Raw genomic sequence first — 16,530 nt, forward strand, 5'->3', positions numbered from 1 at the left:
ATTACTCGTTATCCGGGTTAAGACGACGACGACTAATAATTCGCAGCAGACGCCACAGTACCCATGCCAGCAATATCACACTGATAGCCGCCAGCACCGCCAGCAGAATCGGATGGTTTGCCAGCGCATACCACAAGCGCTCGAACCACGGCAGATGACCTACGTAATAAACGTCGCCAACACGTAGGCTGTTGATACCGGACTCGCGGATCACCGCGACCGAACCGAACATGGTGGCGCGTTTGCCGCTATCGTTCACCGCATCGTTAAGCATTTCATAACCGCGTGGGCTATCTGCCAGCAGCGCAATCACGCTGCGCTGGTCGTTATACGGCGACTGGAAGCCAATCACCGCCGCCATCGCACCGGAAGAGGTCAGCGTTGACTGGGTTTCTGCCGCGCGATCGCTCTCGTCCGGCACAATGCCGGGGAACGGGGTCTGGCGCATCGGTGTTTTCACCCAGCTTTCGGTCGCCTGCACCAATAGGTCGATCTGCTTATCGTCTTTCAGTTTGTCCGGGATACCACCGATGATCATGATGTCGGCATCTTTGCCCTGAATGGTGCTGCCATCATCGGTCACCGTCAGATTAATCGCCGGGAAGCCCGTCTGTGCGCCGATAAAACCAACAGTATTCAGCAACGTTTCCATCTGTGCTTCGTTAGGCGCTTTCGGCATCACGGTGATGGTTTGCGACAGATCCGCCATCCGGCTGAATGGGAAGCCCGCGTTAGCAAAGGCGCGTAGATCCGGCATCGGGATGAAGTGGTAATACTTCGAGAAGTCGATGGTGGAGTCGTCACCAATCACCACATGATTCTGCACCGGCTGGAAGGTAATACAGTTATCCACCGAACCGCCCGGCATCGGGTTCATATACTCAAAGTCGAAGCGCAGCTGGTTGGTCGCGCCCAGTTTCAGCGCCGGAATAGAGACATCTGTTTTGCCATCCAGCAAACCTTGTAATACCGGAATCCGCAGCAGCAGGCGGTTCGCCTCCTGTTTGCTGCTCAGGTTGAAGGATTGCAGGAACTGGTTATTCAGGCTGATATCCATCCGCGAACTGTCTTTCACCGGCGGCATGGTGTAGCGGTAATTAATATCCATATCAATGCCGGTACTGCGCATCAGGTAGAGATCCGGCGGCAGGTTTAGCGAAACGTTAATCGCTGCTGGCTCAAGACCGCTGGATTGTAACTGTTCTTCATAGGTTTTCAGTTCGCCAAATGTGACCGGACGATCGGTACGTACCCAGTTCGGCGCATCGTACGGCTTACGCGGTAGCAGCGGTTTCACTTCATTCACTACCACGCTTTCACCACGGAACAGAATGTTACCCTGAGCGATACCTTTCGCTGCCTGCAACAGGTCTTTGTCGTCACGACCAAACACCACCAGCAGTTTGACGTAAGGATTCTGCGGATGGTTAATCATCTCAATCACCGGGGCTTTTACCGCCGGATGATCGCGCAGGAAGTCCGGCCGTTTGTCGTTGGTTGCAAAGACAATGGCATTACGATCCGGCAGTTGGTTATAGAGCACCGGGAAGTTCTGCCCACGCCAGCCAGAACGCGAACCAAACCACGAGGCGACAATGGCAGAGGCTTGTTGCAGCCCAACATCCGGCGCACCCGCAAAGACCATCGGCAAGGTGTTGGTGCGGTTATCACGCGGATCAAAGAATGGCACCGGGAAGTGTGACAGGTCATTCTTCACATTCAGGGTCTGATAGGTCAGATCCAGTCCACTGCTCCGCCCAACATCCAGCCAAAGCGTGGTGCTGGCCGGGTTTTCGCACACGTCCTGATAATGGCCGACAAACTCCAGCCGCACACGGTTGAAGTCGGTAATAAACAGTGGGTTAATGGGCATTTGCGCCAGCGTTTTTTTACCCAACTGTTCTTTGGTCACTGGCAGCACGCCCATCAGCTCATCATTGAGATAAACCTTTAACTGCGACTGGACAGGCAGTAACGATGGCGATGGCGTGTATTCGAGGTTGAGCATCGCCTTCGTCACCACTTCATCGCTGCGCATACCAAACTCAATGCTGCCGTTCGGGTTAATGCCACGTAGCACCATGCTGCCCGGCGGCGGCGCAATTTGCGCAAAGGTCAGCTTCACATCACGCGAAGGACCGTTCTGCGCCACGACTGGCGCATCAGCGCCCTGCACGCCCGGCATCACTTGCCCCACCTGCGGATTTTGTTCCGTCTGGGCGGCTACAGCTGGCTCAGCATTGATCAGTGGTTGCGTTGCTGGCGTCGCCTGCGTCATGAAAGAGGGGAACGCACTCATCCCCATAGCCACTGCACAAATCCAGAATAGTTTTCTTTTCATCGCGTTATCATCATTGTTGAGCCAAAGCCTGATCCGATGGTTGTGCCGTTTCGCTCCGCTCCGGGCGGCGCGGAATAAACGATACAACCCAGGAAACCAGAGAAGTCAGCACACGGAATATGCCCTTCACCGAAGAAGGCGCAAACTCCGCCAGATGGCGGTAGCCACGGAAGCCGAGCTTCAGAATATCCAGCAGACTTTCCAGCGGCTTATCTTCCGGGTAGCTGTCCTGCCAGAGCGCCCATGTATCCGCACGGGCAAACGTACACTGCACAAAATCGATATGTTGCTGGGTGGTGAGCGGCATTAATTTCAGCCCAACTTCATTACCCATCACGCGCGCCACCTGGGTCGGGAAGACGTATTCCTGCTGACCGCGTTTAAGCAACAGATTCACTTTCTGCCCTTCCAGAATCTGCGCCTGACCGTTGATCTTGATCCCCAAACCACCGTCGGAGAAATCCTGAACGGTACACGAGAAGAGGTGACCATCTTCGCGGGCAATTGCCGCGGGCATCGTCATCTCCACGCGGTGCGATCGGCGTACCTGTTTGCTTTCTACCGATACCGCAACTGCGCCGCCAAGAACAATCAGGTTGTAGAATACCCACACCATACTGACGACCACGGTGAGCATCTCGGTTGGCGGGCCATAGAAGTAGCGCCAGATGCCTACCGCAACGCCCACCAGGTTGAGCAGGACAAGGAAGATGTAGGGCCGCGAGATCACCCAGTCGACGTACTCTTCTTCCACCAGTCCACCTTTGGCGGTGACGTTAAATTTGCCTTTGTGCGGGTTAATCAGCGCCACCAGCGTCGGTGGTGCGATATACCACGCCAGCACCGTTTCGTAGATTTCACTCCAGAAAGAGTGGCGATATTTGCCCTGGATCTTGGAGTTGGTCAGGCTGGCATGGATCATATGCGGCAGCACGAACAGGGCGATCATCAACGCTGGCGCATAGATGATGTAGGCATGAAGCAGCAGGAACGCCAGCGGCGCAGTCAGGAAGATCAGTCGTGGAATGCCCGACAAGAAGTGGAACATGGCGTTGACGTAGCACAGCCGCTGGGCGAATTTCAGCCCTTTACCGGTAAGCGGGTTATCGAGACGGAAGATTTGCACCATCCCGCGTGCCCAGCGAATACGCTGACCGATATGCGCCGACAGACTTTCGGTCGCCAGCCCCGCCGCCTGCGGAATACGCATATATGCAGAGGTGTAGCCACGACGGTGCAGGCGCAGAGACGTGTGCGCATCTTCGGTTACCGTTTCGACAGCAATACCGCCAATTTCATCCAATGGTTTGCGACGAATTACTGCACAGGAACCGCAGAAGAAAGTGGCGTCCCACATATCGTTGCCATCCTGCACCAGACCATAGAACAGCGTGCCTTCGTTCGGCGTTTTACGAAAACGCCCCAGGTTGCGTTCAAACGGGTCCGGCGAGAAGAAGTGGTGCGGCGTCTGCATCATCGCCAGCTGTTTCTCTTTCAGGAACCAGCCCATGGTCATTTGCAGGAACGATCGCGTTGGTACGTGGTCGCAGTCGAAAATCGACACGAACTCGCCTTTGGCATATTTCAGCGCATTGTTGATGTTGCCCGCTTTCGCATGTTCATGAGTGGTACGGGCGATATATTTCACCCCCACGTTTTGCGCAAACTGGCGAAACTCTTCCCTACCGCCGTCATCGAGGATCCAGATGTTCAGCTTGTCTTTCGGCCAGTCGATACCCAGCGAGGCGTAAATAGTATTTTTCACCACGTTGAGATCTTCGTTGTAAGTCGGGACAAAGATATCCACCGACGGCCACAGCGACATATCTTTCGGCAATGGCACCGGCTGACGATTCAGCGGCCATACTACCTGGAAGTAGCCGAGCACCAGCACAATCCACGCGTACGTTTCAGCGAAGAGCAGAATAAGCCCGCACACCAGGCTGACCGGATCGTCCCAGTTCAGCGTAGAGGTGTAACGCCACCAGATATAACGGCAAGAAACGGTCAGCGACAGCACAATCAACATTAGCGCCGAGAAGCGCCCCGGCATCCGCCGTACGATCAGCGCTACACCCCACAGCAGCATCAGGAAGATAAACTGCGCCAGCGGGTTAAACGGTTGAGTAACGCAGATTAACGCCAGAATCAGCGAGAAGGTGACGATGATACCGAGGATCAACCGCCGCGCCCCGGCACTCAAATGACCGAGCTCTTTTTTCTCATCAAGATGCTGTGTTTTATGGCTAACGCGCTCAGGCAGCTCGTTCATCCATTGATGGTAACGTCCACGAATATTCTGCAGACCTGAAAATGCCCGCCTGCGCGGTTTCGGCGTTTCTTTGCGCGATGTACCGATCAGTAACCAGCATGTTTGAATGAGATAACGGACCGGGTCCAGCGGACGCGGACGCGAGGCGTTGATATGCGGATACAGGTTTTTATGTTCTGCGCGAATACGCTGCCAGCGCGGGTGCTCCAGCGGAATAAAAATCCAGGCCAGGATCATCCAGAAACAGCCGAGCGTCGCGCTGAAAGCCGACGCACCGTGACGACGATAATCGCGATAACGCCCGATAAGCCGCGCGTTGACCGGCGGGATAAGCAACCACCGGGTCAGGATACTCATGATGCACTCCCGACTGGCGTTTTCAGCCCGGAGTAGTTCAACAGGCACCAGTTCGCCAGCGTCAGTATCTCTTCAGCCGCCAGCGCATCACTGCGATATTCACCTACTGGTTGCTTAGCCGCCAGGCATTCAGCCATCGCTTCATCACGATGAATGAGCATCGGCAGTAATCGGCGCTGGCTTTGCAACCAAAGCTGGTAAATATCGTCCTGAACCTGACTGCCAATACGGAAGTCATTAATCAAAATATGTGCGCCATCCGGCAGCGCTTGCTGATGCAGTCGGATATGGCAGTTGGCATCCACATTGACGATTGCCAGCGAGTGATCGCACAAACTCAGCAGCTGGTGGGTTATCTGCGAGGCATCACGCGGTAAGTCGATTAAAATCCACTGGTAACGCCCGCTGGCTTTTAGTTGCTGTAAGCCGGAGCAAATATCGCTCAGCCGGGTTTGCCAGTGCTGTGGATTTTCTTGTTCTTCAATGGATAACTGACCAAAAGGCAGCAAATCGAGCTGCGAGGTGTAGCGCAACCCAGCGTCACGCCAGTCCTGGCCATCCAGCATCGCTCTGGCCCAGCCCTGACGGTGGGTAAAATCAACATTAAATGACAGGCGCAACAAGTTGTCCGGGCAGGCATCGACCACCAGAACATTTTCTCCCAACATTTGTAATGACCAGGCTAATGCGGCGGTGATGGTTGTTGTCCCCACGCCTCCCCGCACCCCCTGCAATCCCAGTACGGCCATTCACCAATCCCCTACTTTTGTTGCGCAAACTCTGCCAGCAACGGCCAGCGTTTTAATGCCGCGGCCAACTGTTCGCGTTGGGAAATATCGGCATAATCAATATCAGGCAGTGAAAATGCCTGCTTTAACGCCACAATATCATTCTGGAAGATATAGCCTATCGCGGGATCAGGCAGAGTATCTGGTTCATTGTTATTCATTTTGCTTGATCCCTATGAAATAACCGTACCGTTCATGAGACAATTCTAACCGTGAGCATTTCGCCGGTTTATTGTTTACGGCGAGACGGGAATTTGCTCACTTTTTGACTTTCCGTTACGCAACAGAAAAAGTTAAAAACGAAAAGACTAAAATCACACGTCTTGTGACCTTCTAAATTGATTCACATGCTAAATCTGATAAGTTTTAATTTCAATGGTAGGTTTATTTCTTAGCTTTCGCTAGTAAACTGATAATCAGACAAAATGGTGACATGAGGGACATTGTGGACCCTGTATTCTCTATCGGTATCTCATCATTATGGGATGAGCTGCGACATATGCCAGCAGGCGGCGTCTGGTGGTTTAACGTCGATCGCCATGAAGATGCTATCAGTCTGGCGAATCAAACAATTGCATCCCAGGCTGAAACCGCACACGTCGCGGTCATTAGCATGGACAGCGATCCGGCGAAAATCTTTCAATTAGATGATTCTCAAGGGCCGGAAAAAATAAAATTATTTTCAATGCTAAATCATGAAAAAGGTCTATACTATTTGACCCGTGATTTGCAGTGTTCTATTGATCCCCATAATTACCTTTTTATTCTTGTTTGCGCAAATAACGCATGGCAAAACATTCCTGCCGAGCGGCTTCGCTCATGGTTGGATAAAATGAATAAATGGAGCAGGTTAAACCATTGTTCGCTTTTGGTAATTAATCCCGGAAATAATAACGATAAACAATTTTCATTGTTGCTTGAGGAATACCGTTCACTTTTTGGTCTTGCCAGTTTGCGTTTTCAGGGTGACCAACATTTGCTGGATATTGCCTTCTGGTGCAACGAAAAAGGGGTCAGCGCCCGTCAGCAGCTTAGCGTTCAGCAACAAAATGGTATCTGGACATTAGTTCAAAGCGAAGAGGCGGAGATCCAACCACGCAGCGACGAAAAACGCATTCTGAGTAATGTTGCTGTACTGGAAGGTGCGCCGCCGCTATCGGAACACTGGCAACTGTTCAACAATAACGAAGTCCTGTTCAATGAAGCCCGTACCGCTCAGGCGGCGACGGTGGTCTTTTCTTTACAGCAAAATGCGCAAATCGAGCCACTGGCCCGCAGCATTCATACCCTGCGTCGCCAGCGCGGTAGTGCGATGAAAATCCTCGTGCGGGAAAATACCGCTAGCCTGCGCGCCACCGATGAACGTTTGTTATTGGCCTGCGGTGCAAATATGGTTATTCCGTGGAATGCGCCACTCTCCCGTTGTCTGACGATGATCGAAAGCGTGCAAGGGCAGAAGTTTAGTCGCTATGTGCCGGAAGATATCACTACCTTGCTGTCAATGACCCAGCCGCTCAAACTGCGTGGTTTCCAGAAGTGGGATGTGTTCTGTAATGCCGTCAACAACATGATGAATAACCCTCTATTACCTGCCCACGGTAAAGGCGTTCTGGTTGCCCTACGTCCGGTACCGGGTATCCGCGTTGAACAAGCCCTGACGCTGTGTCGCCCTAACCGTACCGGCGATATCATGACCATTGGCGGTAATCGGCTGGTGCTGTTTCTCTCATTCTGTCGGATTAACGATCTGGATACCGCGTTGAATCATATTTTCCCATTGCCTACTGGCGACATTTTCTCAAACCGTATGGTCTGGTTTGAAGATGATCAAATCAGTGCCGAGCTGGTGCAGATGCGCTTGCTTGCCCCAGAACAATGGGGCATGCCGCTGCCTTTAACGCAAAGTTCTAAACCGGTCATCAATGCCGAGCACGATGGTCGCCACTGGCGACGAATACCAGAACCCATGCGACTGTTAGATGATGCTGTGGAGCGCTCATCATGATGACCATCAGCGATATCATTGAAATTATTGTCGTTTGCGCACTGATATTTTTCCCGCTGGGCTATCTGGCGCGGCACTCTTTGCGACGCATTCGCGACACCTTACGTTTGTTCTTTGCTAAACCTCGTTATGTTAAACCGGCCGGGACGTTACGCCGCACGGAAAAAGCCAGGGCAACCAAAAAATGACTCAATTTACACAAAATACCGCCATGCCTTCTTCCCTCTGGCAATACTGGCGCGGCCTTTCCGGCTGGAACTTCTATTTTCTGGTTAAGTTCGGCCTGTTGTGGGCGGGATATCTTAACTTCCATCCGCTCCTCAATTTGGTGTTTGCCGCGTTTCTGCTGATGCCCATTCCGCGCTACAGCCTGCATCGCTTGCGCCACTGGATTGCCCTGCCGATCGGCTTTGCTTTGTTCTGGCATGACACCTGGTTGCCTGGCCCGGAAAGCATAATGAGCCAGGGTTCGCAGGTGGCGGGGTTCAGTACCGATTATTTAATCGACCTTGTCACACGCTTTATTAACTGGCAGATGATTGGGGCCATTTTTGTTTTATTAGTGGCCTGGTTATTCCTGTCACAATGGATTCGCATTACCGTTTTTGTGGTTGCCATACTGCTATGGCTGAACGTACTTACCCTGGCGGGACCAAGTTTCTCCTTGTGGCCAGCCGGACAACCGACGACCACTGTAACAACGACGGGTGGTAACGCAGCGGCAACCGTTGCGGCGACGGGTGGCGCACCGGTAGTGGGTGATATGCCCGCACAAACTGCACCGCCAACAACGGCGAACCTTAACGCCTGGCTGAATAATTTCTATAACGCGGAGGCGAAACGTAAATCGACCTTCCCGTCTTCGCTGCCCGCTGATGCTCAGCCATTTGAACTACTGGTGATTAACATCTGTTCGCTTTCCTGGTCGGATATAGAAGCCGCCGGGTTGATGTCGCATCCACTGTGGTCGCATTTCGATATTGAGTTCAAGAACTTTAACTCCGCCACCTCCTACAGTGGCCCGGCGGCGATCCGTTTACTGCGCGCCAGCTGCGGGCAGACTTCGCACACTAATCTGTATCAACCGGCAAATAACGACTGCTATCTGTTTGATAACCTTTCGAAACTGGGCTTTACCCAGCACCTGATGATGGGGCATAACGGCCAGTTCGGCGGTTTTTTGAAAGAAGTTCGCGAAAATGGCGGCATGCAGACTGAATTGATGGATCAAACAAATCTGCCGGTTATTTTGCTGGGCTTTGATGGTTCGCCGGTTTATGACGATACCGCCGTGCTTAACCGCTGGCTGGACGTTACCGAAAAAGATAAAAATAGCCGTAGTGCCACGTTCTACAACACGCTTCCACTGCATGACGGCAACCATTATCCGGGGGTCAGCAAAACAGCGGATTACAAAGCGCGGGCGCAGAAATTCTTTGATGAACTGGACGCCTTCTTTACTGAACTGGAGAAATCGGGTCGTAAAGTGATGGTGGTCGTGGTGCCGGAACACGGCGGCGCGCTGAAGGGCGACAGAATGCAGGTATCTGGCCTACGTGATATCCCTAGCCCGTCTATCACCGACGTCCCCGTTGGGGTGAAATTCTTCGGCATGAAGGCACCACATCAGGGGGCACCGATTGTCATTGACCAACCGAGCAGCTTCCTGGCTATCTCCGATCTGGTGGTTCGCGTTCTTGATGGCAAGATTTTCACCGAAGACAATGTTGACTGGAAAAAACTCACCAGTGGGTTGCCACAAACAGCACCGGTCTCCGAGAACTCAAATGCAGTAGTTATTCAATACCAGGATAAACCGTACGTTCGCCTGAACGGCGGCGACTGGGTGCCTTACCCGCAGTAAGCACGAAAAAGGCCGCAGAGTTTCACCCCTGCGGCCTGGTCCGGGCGCAAATTGCCATTACGGCAGCCTGACGCCCGCATGACACGTTACTTCCGCTTGTTCAGCCAGTTCACGATCATACTGGCAAGAATGCCAGCAATGACCGGAGCCGCTAAATCATGCCAGAAGGCCATGCCCAGTTCTGCGAGCGTCATATAGCCGCCTGTGTTGTAATGACAACGTTTCGCGGCTATTCTTGAGTTGTTCAGGTTCAAGAATGGCCCCCGTGATGTTGTCAGGTGCATACCTGCAACGTGCGGGGGTTTTCTCTCTCCAGCAACCAATGCCACCAGGGATAAAGCCCCCGCAACATTGCGCCTCACCGGAACCCTTCCGGCTTGCCGCTGATTCTACGACTGTTTTTCTGTTCCGGAATCCGTCACGTCTTCACTCTGTGCTGCGCATTCCGCAGAATATTATCCGCTTGCAACCGTTGCATTTTTCTTACGAAAAAGGCCGCAGAGTTTCACCCCTGCGGCCTGATCCGGGCGCAAATTGCCATTACGGCAGCCTGACGCCCGCATGGCACGTTACTTCCGCTTGTTCAGCCAGTTCACGATCATACTGGCAAGAATACCAGCAATGACTGGAGCCGCTAAATCATGCCAGAAGGCCATGCCCAGTTCTGCGAGCGTCATATAGCCGCCTGTATTGTAATGACAACGTTTCGCGGCTATTCTTGTATTGTTTGGATGCAAGAATGGCCCCCGTGGTGTTGTCAGGTGCATACCTGCAACGTGCGGGGGTTTTCTCTCTCCAGCAACCAATGCCACCAGGGATTAAGCCCCCGCAACATTGCGCCTCACCGGAATCCTTCCGGCTTGACGCTGATTCTACGACTGTTTTTCTGTTCCGGAATCCGTCTCATCTTCACTCTGTGCTGCGCATTCCGCAGAATATTATCCGCTTGCAACCGTTGCATTTTTCTTACGAAAAAGGCCGCAGAGTTTCACTCCTGCGGCCTGGTCCGGGCGCAAATTGCCATTACGGCAGCCTGACGCCCACATGACACGCTACTTCCGCTTGTTCAGCCAGTTCACGATCATACTGGCAAGAATGCCAGCAATGACCGGAGCCGCTAAATCATGCCAGAAGGCCATGCCCAGCTCTGCGAGCGTCATATAGCCGCCTGTGTTGTAATGACAACGTTTCGCGGCTATTCTTGAGTGGTCTAGGTTCAAGATTAGCCCCCGTTATGTTGTCAGGTACATACCTGCAACGTGCGGGGGTTTTCTCTCTCCAGCAACCAATGCCACCAGGGATAAAGCCCCCGCAACATTGCGCCTCACCGGAACCCTTCCGGCTTGCCGCTGATTTTACGATTGCTTTTTACTGTCAGCACCCGGCAATCTTCCTCATTGCGCGATGCCTTCCAGCTTAATTTCTTTATTTGCAATAGTTGCAGTTCATATCCGGGCTGACTCCAGACTGGTAGTGAAATGCGCAATTTTGTAGAATTGCGCCTCCTCGCGACCTCCCCAGTGAATCTGTTGCCTCATTTTTTACATACTGCGTATTCGACTTCTCCACCTGTTGCGCAAGAGAAACTGGGTTTATTCATTTTTGCGAGGCCGACTTCTTTCTGGACAGGACTTTATGCAGCACAACACACTATCGAAACACAATCAGAAATTGCCGTTTACACGCTACGACTTCGGCTGGGTTTTATTATGCATAGGCATGGCGATTGGTGCCGGAACCGTGCTGATGCCAGTACAAATTGGCTTGAAGGGAATTTGGGTATTTATTACCGCAGCGATCATTGCTTATCCTGCCACCTGGGTAGTGCAGGACATTTATTTAAAAACCCTTTCTGAAAGCGATTCCTGTAATGACTACACCGATATTATCAGTCATTACCTGGGGAAGAACTGGGGAATTTTCCTCGGGGTTATCTACTTTTTGATGATTATCCACGGGATTTTTATCTACTCTCTCTCCGTGGTTTTCGACAGCGCCTCGTACCTGAAAACCTTCGGTTTAACCGATGCCGATCTTTCACAATCTCTACTTTATAAAGTCGCTATTTTCGCCGTACTGGTGGCGATTGCGTCTGGTGGTGAACGATTACTGTTTAAGATTTCTGGGCCAATGGTGGTGGTCAAAGTAGGGATTATTGTCGTGTTCGGTTTTGCGATGATCCCGCACTGGAATTTCGCCAATATAACCGCCTTCCCGCAAGCCTCCGTCTTTTTCCGCGATGTCCTGCTTACCATTCCATTTTGCTTCTTTTCTGCGGTATTTATTCAGGTACTTAACCCAATGAATATTGCCTATCGTAAACGGGAAGCAGATAAAGTACTGGCAACCCGGCTCGCGCTGCGTACCCACCGAATTAGTTATATCACGCTCATCGCGGTGATCCTGTTTTTTGCCTTTTCGTTTACCTTCTCAATTAGCCACGAAGAAGCCGTTTCTGCCTTTGAACAAAATATCTCGGCACTGGCGCTGGCCGCGCAGGTGATCCCTGGACATATCATTCATATCACCTCTACGGTGCTGAATATCTTTGCCGTACTGACCGCATTCTTTGGCATTTATCTCGGTTTCCACGAGGCTATTAAAGGCATTATTCTCAATCTGTTAAGCCGAATTATTGATACCAAGAAAATTAACTCACGCATGCTGACTCTGGCGATCTGCGCTTTTATCGTCATTACGTTGACGATTTGGGTTTCGTTTCGTGTATCGGTGCTGGTGTTCTTTCAGTTGGGAAGCCCGTTATATGGCATTGTGTCGTGCCTCATTCCGTTTTTCCTGATCTATAAAGTCGCACAACTGGAAAAACTTCGCGGATTTAAAGCCTGGCTGATTCTGCTGTACGGCATTTTGCTATGCTTGTCGCCACTGTTGAAGCTGATTGAGTAAACCGGAGCACAAGGCTCCGGTTTTGAACATTACCGCTGCGGATTTTCATCCTGATCAACGGCAAAGCAGGCCACCAGTTGACCGCCGTAATCTTTCAGTGCTGGCTGCAACTGGGTGCAGGGGCCGAAGCGTCGACGACAGCGGGCGTTGAAGGCGCAACCCGGCGGTGGATTGAGCGGGCTTGGCAGTTCACCGGTGAGCTTGATGCGCTCGCGGCGATCGTCCGGGTTCAGGCGCGGCGTCGCGGAGAGCAGCGCCTGAGTGTAAGGATGACGCGGGTTATTGAAGATTTGGTCCTTTGTCCCCTTCTCCACGCAGCGGCCCAGGTACATCACCATCACTTCATCGGCAATGTGCTCCACAACCGACAGGTCGTGCGAGATAAAGACATAAGAAAGCCCCAGTTCCTGCTGCAAATCCATCATCAGATTCAGCACCTGCGCACGCACTGAGACGTCCAGCGCAGAAACCGGCTCATCGGCAATCACCACATCCGGGTCGAGCATCAGACCACGGGCAATAGCGATACGCTGACGTTGTCCGCCGGAGAACATATGCGGATAGCGGTCATAGTGCTCGGTTTTCAGGCCGACTTTCGCCATCATCGACAGGGCTTTTTCCCGACGCTGTTCTTTGCTTAAGCTGGTGTTAATAAGCAGCGGCTCTTCGAGAATTTGCCCAACTTTTTTACGCGGATTCAGCGAACCGTAAGGGTTCTGGAAGACAATCTGGATTTTCTGCCGACGCAGCTTCTGCGCCTGCGGATCGTGCTTGAGCAGATCCTGCCCCTGGTAATACAGCTCACCACCGGTGGGCGTTTCGATCATCGTCAGCAACCGACCGAGGGTCGATTTACCGCAGCCAGATTCGCCCACTACTGCCAGCGTTTTGCCACGTTCAAGGTTAAACGAAACGCCATCCAGCGCTTTAACCAGACGTTCCGGCGCGAACATGCCTTTCTTCACCGGATAATGTTTTTTCAGGTCGATAGCCTGCAACAGCGGTTGTTGCAGGGTGGCCTCTTGCGTACTCATAGTGTCGGCCTCCCGGCATCATCAAGTGGGTAATGGCATTTGGACTGACGCCCGTCAGCGAGCATATTCAGCGCCGGTTCTTCAGCGCGACATCTGTCAGTGGCATAGGGGCAGCGCGGGTTAAGCAGGCAGCCGTTCGGGCGGTCGTACTTGCCGGGAACGACACCTGGCAACGACGCCAGACGTTCTTTGTCCTGAGCAAATTCTGGCAGCGCACGCAGCAATGCCTGAGTATACGGGTGACGCGGCGCATGGAAGATGGCGTGCGCATCACCGGTTTCCACCACCTGGCCTGCATACATCACGATGATTTTATGTGCCGCTTCCGCCACCAGCGCCAGGTCATGGGTAATTAACACCAGCGCCATGTTCTCTTTCTGCTGTAGCTCCAGCAGTAGTTCGATGATTTGCGCCTGAATGGTCACGTCCAGCGCAGTGGTTGGTTCATCGGCAATCAGCAGTTTTGGCCGACAGGCAATCGCCATGGCGATCATCACGCGCTGGCTCATGCCGCCGGAAAGCTGATGCGGGTAAACATCCAGACGCGATGCCGGATCGGGAATACCGACCTGATTCAGCAGGTCAATCGCTCGCTGACGGCGGGTACTTTTGTTGCCGCCCTGATGCACCTTAATCGCTTCCATAATCTGGAAACCCACGGTGTAGCACGGGTTAAGGCTGGTCATCGGGTCCTGGAAGATCATCGCCACTTCGGCACCCACCAGGTTGCGGCGCTCTTTTTCTGAGATACGCTGCAAATCCTGGCCGTTAAACTCCAGTTTTTCTGCCATTACGCGGCCCGGATAATCAATCAGCCCCATAATCGCCAGTGAACTGACCGACTTACCGGAGCCGGACTCACCCACAATCCCGACCACTTCGCCCTGTTTTACGCTGTAGCTGATGCGGTCTACGGCGCGGAACGGCGCGCTTTCGTCGCCGAAATGCACCGATAATTTATCTACATTTAATAACGCCATCTCGAACCTCTTACTGCTTCAGTTTGGGATCGAGCGCGTCACGCAGACCGTCACCCATCAGGTTAAATGCCAGCACCGTCAGCAGGATCGCCAGACCCGGGAAGGTCACGACCCACCAGGCGCTTTGCGCGAACTGCAACACGTCGGAGAGCATGGTGCCCCACTCAGGCGTTGGCGGCTGTGCCCCCATGCCGAGGAAACCAAGAGCAGCCATATCGAGAATGGCGTTAGAGAAACCGAGCGACGCCTGAACAATCAGCGGCGCAAGGCAGTTCGGGAAGATGTTAATAAACATCTGACGCATCGCCCCGGCACCCGCCACGCGAGACGCGGTGACGTAATCGCGGTTAACTTCCACCAGCACGGCGGCGCGGGTTAAGCGCACATAGTGCGGCAAGGCAACGAAGGTCAGTGCCAGCGCGGCGTTACCAATCGACGGGCCGAAAATTGCCACCAGCACCAGCGCCAGCAGCAGACTTGGCAGCGCCAGCATGATATCGACCACGCGCATAATGATGTTATCGACCAGGCCGCCAAAGTAACCGGCGATCAGGCCGAGAATAACGCCCATAATCAGCGATAACACAACTACCAGACAGCCAACCAGCAGCGACAGGCGCGCACCGTACATCAGGCGCGACAGCACATCACGGCCTACGTCATCGGTGCCCAGCAAGTGCGCCATGCTGCCGCCTTCCTGCCAGGCTGGCGGGGCGAGCAGTGCATCGCGGAACTGTTCCGCCGGGTTATAGGGTGCAATCCAGTTGGCAAAGATCGCGATGAACAGCACGATGACGACGTAAACCAGCCCGACGACCGCACCTTTGTTGCGTTTAAAATAGTGCCAGAACTCCTGTAACGGGGTCATCGGCACCGGTGCGCTAATCACTTTATTTTCAGTAACCTGTGACATGATGTCCCCTTACTTCTTATGACGAATACGCGGGTTCACCACGCCGTACAGCAGATCGACCAGCAAGTTGACGAGGATAATCATCGTCGCCACCAGCAATACGCCGCCCTGCACTACCGGATAGTCGCGGCGTTGCAGTGCGTCAATCAACCAGCGTCCCAGACCGGGCCACGAGAAGATGGTTTCGGTCAGAATCGCCCCCGCCAGCAATGTTCCCACCTGCAGGCCGATAACGGTCACCACCGGCAGCATCGCGTTACGCAGCGCATGGACGATAATCACCCGCATGCGGGTTAGCCCTTTGGCGCGCGCGGTGCGGATGTAATCCTCGCCCAGCACTTCCAGCATCGAGGAGCGTGTCATACGCACAATGACCGCCAGCGGAATAGTACCCAGCACAATGGCAGGCAAGATCATATGGGCGACGGCATCGATAAAGTTGCCGTCTTCACCCCAGATGGCGGTGTCGATTAGCATAAAACCGGTTAACGGATTGGAGTCATCGAGGAACACCATATCGCTCACGCGACCGGAGACGGGCGTCAGGTTCCAGTGCACCGAAACCAGCATGATCAGCATCATGCCCCACCAGAAGATCGGCATCGAGTAGCCGGTCAGCGCCAGGCCAACCGCTGTGTGATCGAAAATGGAACCGCGTTTAACCGCAGCCAGCACACCAACCGGAATACCGACTGCCGTAGCAAAAATCATCGCGCAGACGCCAAGTTCCAGCGTGGCCTGAAAGCGCGGCACGAACTCTTCCCATACTGGAATTCGGCTTTTCATTGAAATGCCTAGATCGCCGTGCATTACGCCCCAAATGTAATGGAGATACTGCTGCCACATCGGTTTATCTAAGCCGAGTTCAGCCAGCAGCTGCGCGTGACGCTCAGGGGAGATCCCACGTTCGCCTGCCATGATCATCACCGGATCGCCCGGGATCATGTGGACAAAGGCAAATGTGAGAAGGGTAATACCGATAAACGTGGGGATGACGAGTCCCAAACGTCGGAGAATAAACTGCAACATAACCCGGATTCTCTATAGTGACCCGCAGCCTGGAACTGCG

Annotated in this window: 15 protein-coding genes; 4 read left to right on the top strand and 11 right to left on the bottom strand. The window is 53.2% G+C overall.

The features are described 5' to 3' along the window. Position 1 precedes the first annotated feature (1 nt). From bcsB to bcsR, 4 genes are read right to left on the bottom strand one after another with little or no spacing between them, the layout of a single operon-like run. The gene (bcsB, locus tag ACJHXA_RS17135) at positions 2–2,341 is read right to left on the bottom strand and encodes a cellulose biosynthesis cyclic di-GMP-binding regulatory protein BcsB (protein WP_001307454.1); all 2,340 of its coding nucleotides are present in this window, start codon (positions 2,339–2,341) and stop codon (positions 2–4) included. A gap of 10 nt (positions 2,342–2,351) precedes the next feature. Continuing rightward, on the bottom strand, positions 2,352–4,970 hold the full coding sequence (gene bcsA / locus ACJHXA_RS17140) for a UDP-forming cellulose synthase catalytic subunit (protein ID WP_000025914.1): 2,619 nt from the start codon (positions 4,968–4,970) through the stop codon (positions 2,352–2,354). Beyond that, on the bottom strand, positions 4,967–5,719 hold the full coding sequence (bcsQ, locus tag ACJHXA_RS17145; protein ID WP_000279528.1) for a cellulose biosynthesis protein BcsQ: 753 nt from the start codon (positions 5,717–5,719) through the stop codon (positions 4,967–4,969). The genes bcsA and bcsQ overlap by 4 nt, the downstream gene beginning before the upstream one ends. Before the next feature lie 11 nt (positions 5,720–5,730). After that, positions 5,731–5,919 (bottom strand): cellulose biosynthesis protein BcsR, encoded by a 189-nt coding sequence (gene bcsR, locus ACJHXA_RS17150; protein WP_001063318.1) that lies wholly within the window; start codon positions 5,917–5,919, stop codon positions 5,731–5,733. A gap of 272 nt (positions 5,920–6,191) precedes the next feature. Here bcsR and bcsE point away from each other — a divergent pair, with 272 nt between their 5' ends. From bcsE to bcsG, 3 genes are read left to right on the top strand one after another with little or no spacing between them, the layout of a single operon-like run. Continuing rightward, positions 6,192–7,763 (top strand): cellulose biosynthesis c-di-GMP-binding protein BcsE, encoded by a 1,572-nt coding sequence (gene bcsE, locus ACJHXA_RS17155; RefSeq protein WP_001204931.1) that lies wholly within the window; start codon positions 6,192–6,194, stop codon positions 7,761–7,763. Then, complete coding sequence (gene bcsF, locus ACJHXA_RS17160; RefSeq protein WP_000988308.1) at positions 7,760–7,951, top strand: cellulose biosynthesis protein BcsF; 192 nt, start codon at positions 7,760–7,762, stop codon at positions 7,949–7,951. The genes bcsE and bcsF overlap by 4 nt, the downstream gene beginning before the upstream one ends. Continuing rightward, the gene (gene bcsG / locus ACJHXA_RS17165; protein ID WP_000191596.1) at positions 7,948–9,627 is read left to right on the top strand and encodes a cellulose biosynthesis protein BcsG; all 1,680 of its coding nucleotides are present in this window, start codon (positions 7,948–7,950) and stop codon (positions 9,625–9,627) included. The genes bcsF and bcsG overlap by 4 nt, the downstream gene beginning before the upstream one ends. Before the next feature lie 86 nt (positions 9,628–9,713). Here the strand turns inward: bcsG and ACJHXA_RS17170 are convergent, their stop codons facing one another. The 3 genes from ACJHXA_RS17170 to ACJHXA_RS17180 form a co-directional block, all read right to left on the bottom strand. Then, entirely contained in the window at positions 9,714–9,821 is a 108-nt protein-coding gene (locus tag ACJHXA_RS17170) for a type I toxin-antitoxin system toxin Ldr family protein (RefSeq protein ID WP_001295224.1), read from the bottom strand. 375 nt (positions 9,822–10,196) lie between these two features. Beyond that, positions 10,197–10,304 carry a type I toxin-antitoxin system toxin Ldr family protein gene (locus tag ACJHXA_RS17175; protein WP_001295224.1) on the bottom strand — a complete coding sequence of 36 codons (108 nt, stop codon included), beginning with the start codon at positions 10,302–10,304 and terminating at the stop codon, positions 10,197–10,199. A gap of 375 nt (positions 10,305–10,679) precedes the next feature. After that, complete coding sequence (locus tag ACJHXA_RS17180; RefSeq protein ID WP_001295224.1) at positions 10,680–10,787, bottom strand: type I toxin-antitoxin system toxin Ldr family protein; 108 nt, start codon at positions 10,785–10,787, stop codon at positions 10,680–10,682. Between the two features lie 475 nt (positions 10,788–11,262). Here ACJHXA_RS17180 and ACJHXA_RS17185 point away from each other — a divergent pair, with 475 nt between their 5' ends. Next, positions 11,263–12,534 (top strand): aromatic amino acid transport family protein, encoded by a 1,272-nt coding sequence (locus tag ACJHXA_RS17185; protein ID WP_001296805.1) that lies wholly within the window; start codon positions 11,263–11,265, stop codon positions 12,532–12,534. Positions 12,535–12,563: 29 nt separating this feature from the next. Here the strand turns inward: ACJHXA_RS17185 and dppF are convergent, their stop codons facing one another. From dppF to dppB, 4 genes are read right to left on the bottom strand one after another with little or no spacing between them, the layout of a single operon-like run. Continuing rightward, positions 12,564–13,568 carry a dipeptide ABC transporter ATP-binding subunit DppF gene (dppF, locus tag ACJHXA_RS17190; protein WP_000107018.1) on the bottom strand — a complete coding sequence of 335 codons (1,005 nt, stop codon included), beginning with the start codon at positions 13,566–13,568 and terminating at the stop codon, positions 12,564–12,566. Continuing rightward, positions 13,565–14,548, bottom strand: coding sequence for a dipeptide ABC transporter ATP-binding protein (gene dppD, locus ACJHXA_RS17195; RefSeq protein ID WP_001196486.1), 984 nt, complete (start codon positions 14,546–14,548; stop codon positions 13,565–13,567). The genes dppF and dppD overlap by 4 nt, the downstream gene beginning before the upstream one ends. Positions 14,549–14,558: 10 nt before the next feature. Then, the gene (gene dppC / locus ACJHXA_RS17200; protein ID WP_000084677.1) at positions 14,559–15,461 is read right to left on the bottom strand and encodes a dipeptide ABC transporter permease DppC; all 903 of its coding nucleotides are present in this window, start codon (positions 15,459–15,461) and stop codon (positions 14,559–14,561) included. A gap of 9 nt (positions 15,462–15,470) precedes the next feature. Then, the gene (gene dppB / locus ACJHXA_RS17205) at positions 15,471–16,490 is read right to left on the bottom strand and encodes a dipeptide ABC transporter permease DppB (RefSeq protein WP_000938855.1); all 1,020 of its coding nucleotides are present in this window, start codon (positions 16,488–16,490) and stop codon (positions 15,471–15,473) included. Positions 16,491–16,530: the final 40 nt, after the last annotated feature.

The sequence above is a fragment of the Escherichia sp. WS33 genome (assembly GCF_046486385.1).
Classification (GTDB): Bacteria; Pseudomonadota; Gammaproteobacteria; order Enterobacterales; family Enterobacteriaceae; genus ECMA0423.

Bases quoted from the DNA above. Each gene is read 5' to 3' on its own strand.
- dppF (WP_000107018.1), bottom strand. From the start codon at position 13,568: ATGAGTACGCAAGAGGCCACCCTGCAACAACCGCTGTTGCAGGCTATC.
- bcsR (WP_001063318.1), bottom strand. From the start codon at position 5,919: ATGAATAACAATGAACCAGATACTCTGCCTGATCCCGCGATAGGCTAT.
- bcsA (WP_000025914.1), bottom strand. From the start codon at position 4,970: ATGAGTATCCTGACCCGGTGGTTGCTTATCCCGCCGGTCAACGCGCGG.
- ACJHXA_RS17180 (WP_001295224.1), bottom strand. From the start codon at position 10,787: ATGACGCTCGCAGAGCTGGGCATGGCCTTCTGGCATGATTTAGCGGCT.
- ACJHXA_RS17185 (WP_001296805.1), top strand. From the start codon at position 11,263: ATGCAGCACAACACACTATCGAAACACAATCAGAAATTGCCGTTTACA.
- dppC (WP_000084677.1), bottom strand. From the start codon at position 15,461: ATGTCACAGGTTACTGAAAATAAAGTGATTAGCGCACCGGTGCCGATG.
- dppB (WP_000938855.1), bottom strand. From the start codon at position 16,490: ATGTTGCAGTTTATTCTCCGACGTTTGGGACTCGTCATCCCCACGTTT.
- bcsF (WP_000988308.1), top strand. From the start codon at position 7,760: ATGATGACCATCAGCGATATCATTGAAATTATTGTCGTTTGCGCACTG.
- bcsB (WP_001307454.1), bottom strand. From the start codon at position 2,341: ATGAAAAGAAAACTATTCTGGATTTGTGCAGTGGCTATGGGGATGAGT.
- dppD (WP_001196486.1), bottom strand. From the start codon at position 14,548: ATGGCGTTATTAAATGTAGATAAATTATCGGTGCATTTCGGCGACGAA.
- bcsG (WP_000191596.1), top strand. From the start codon at position 7,948: ATGACTCAATTTACACAAAATACCGCCATGCCTTCTTCCCTCTGGCAA.
- bcsQ (WP_000279528.1), bottom strand. From the start codon at position 5,719: ATGGCCGTACTGGGATTGCAGGGGGTGCGGGGAGGCGTGGGGACAACA.
- bcsE (WP_001204931.1), top strand. From the start codon at position 6,192: ATGAGGGACATTGTGGACCCTGTATTCTCTATCGGTATCTCATCATTA.
- ACJHXA_RS17175 (WP_001295224.1), bottom strand. From the start codon at position 10,304: ATGACGCTCGCAGAACTGGGCATGGCCTTCTGGCATGATTTAGCGGCT.
- ACJHXA_RS17170 (WP_001295224.1), bottom strand. From the start codon at position 9,821: ATGACGCTCGCAGAACTGGGCATGGCCTTCTGGCATGATTTAGCGGCT.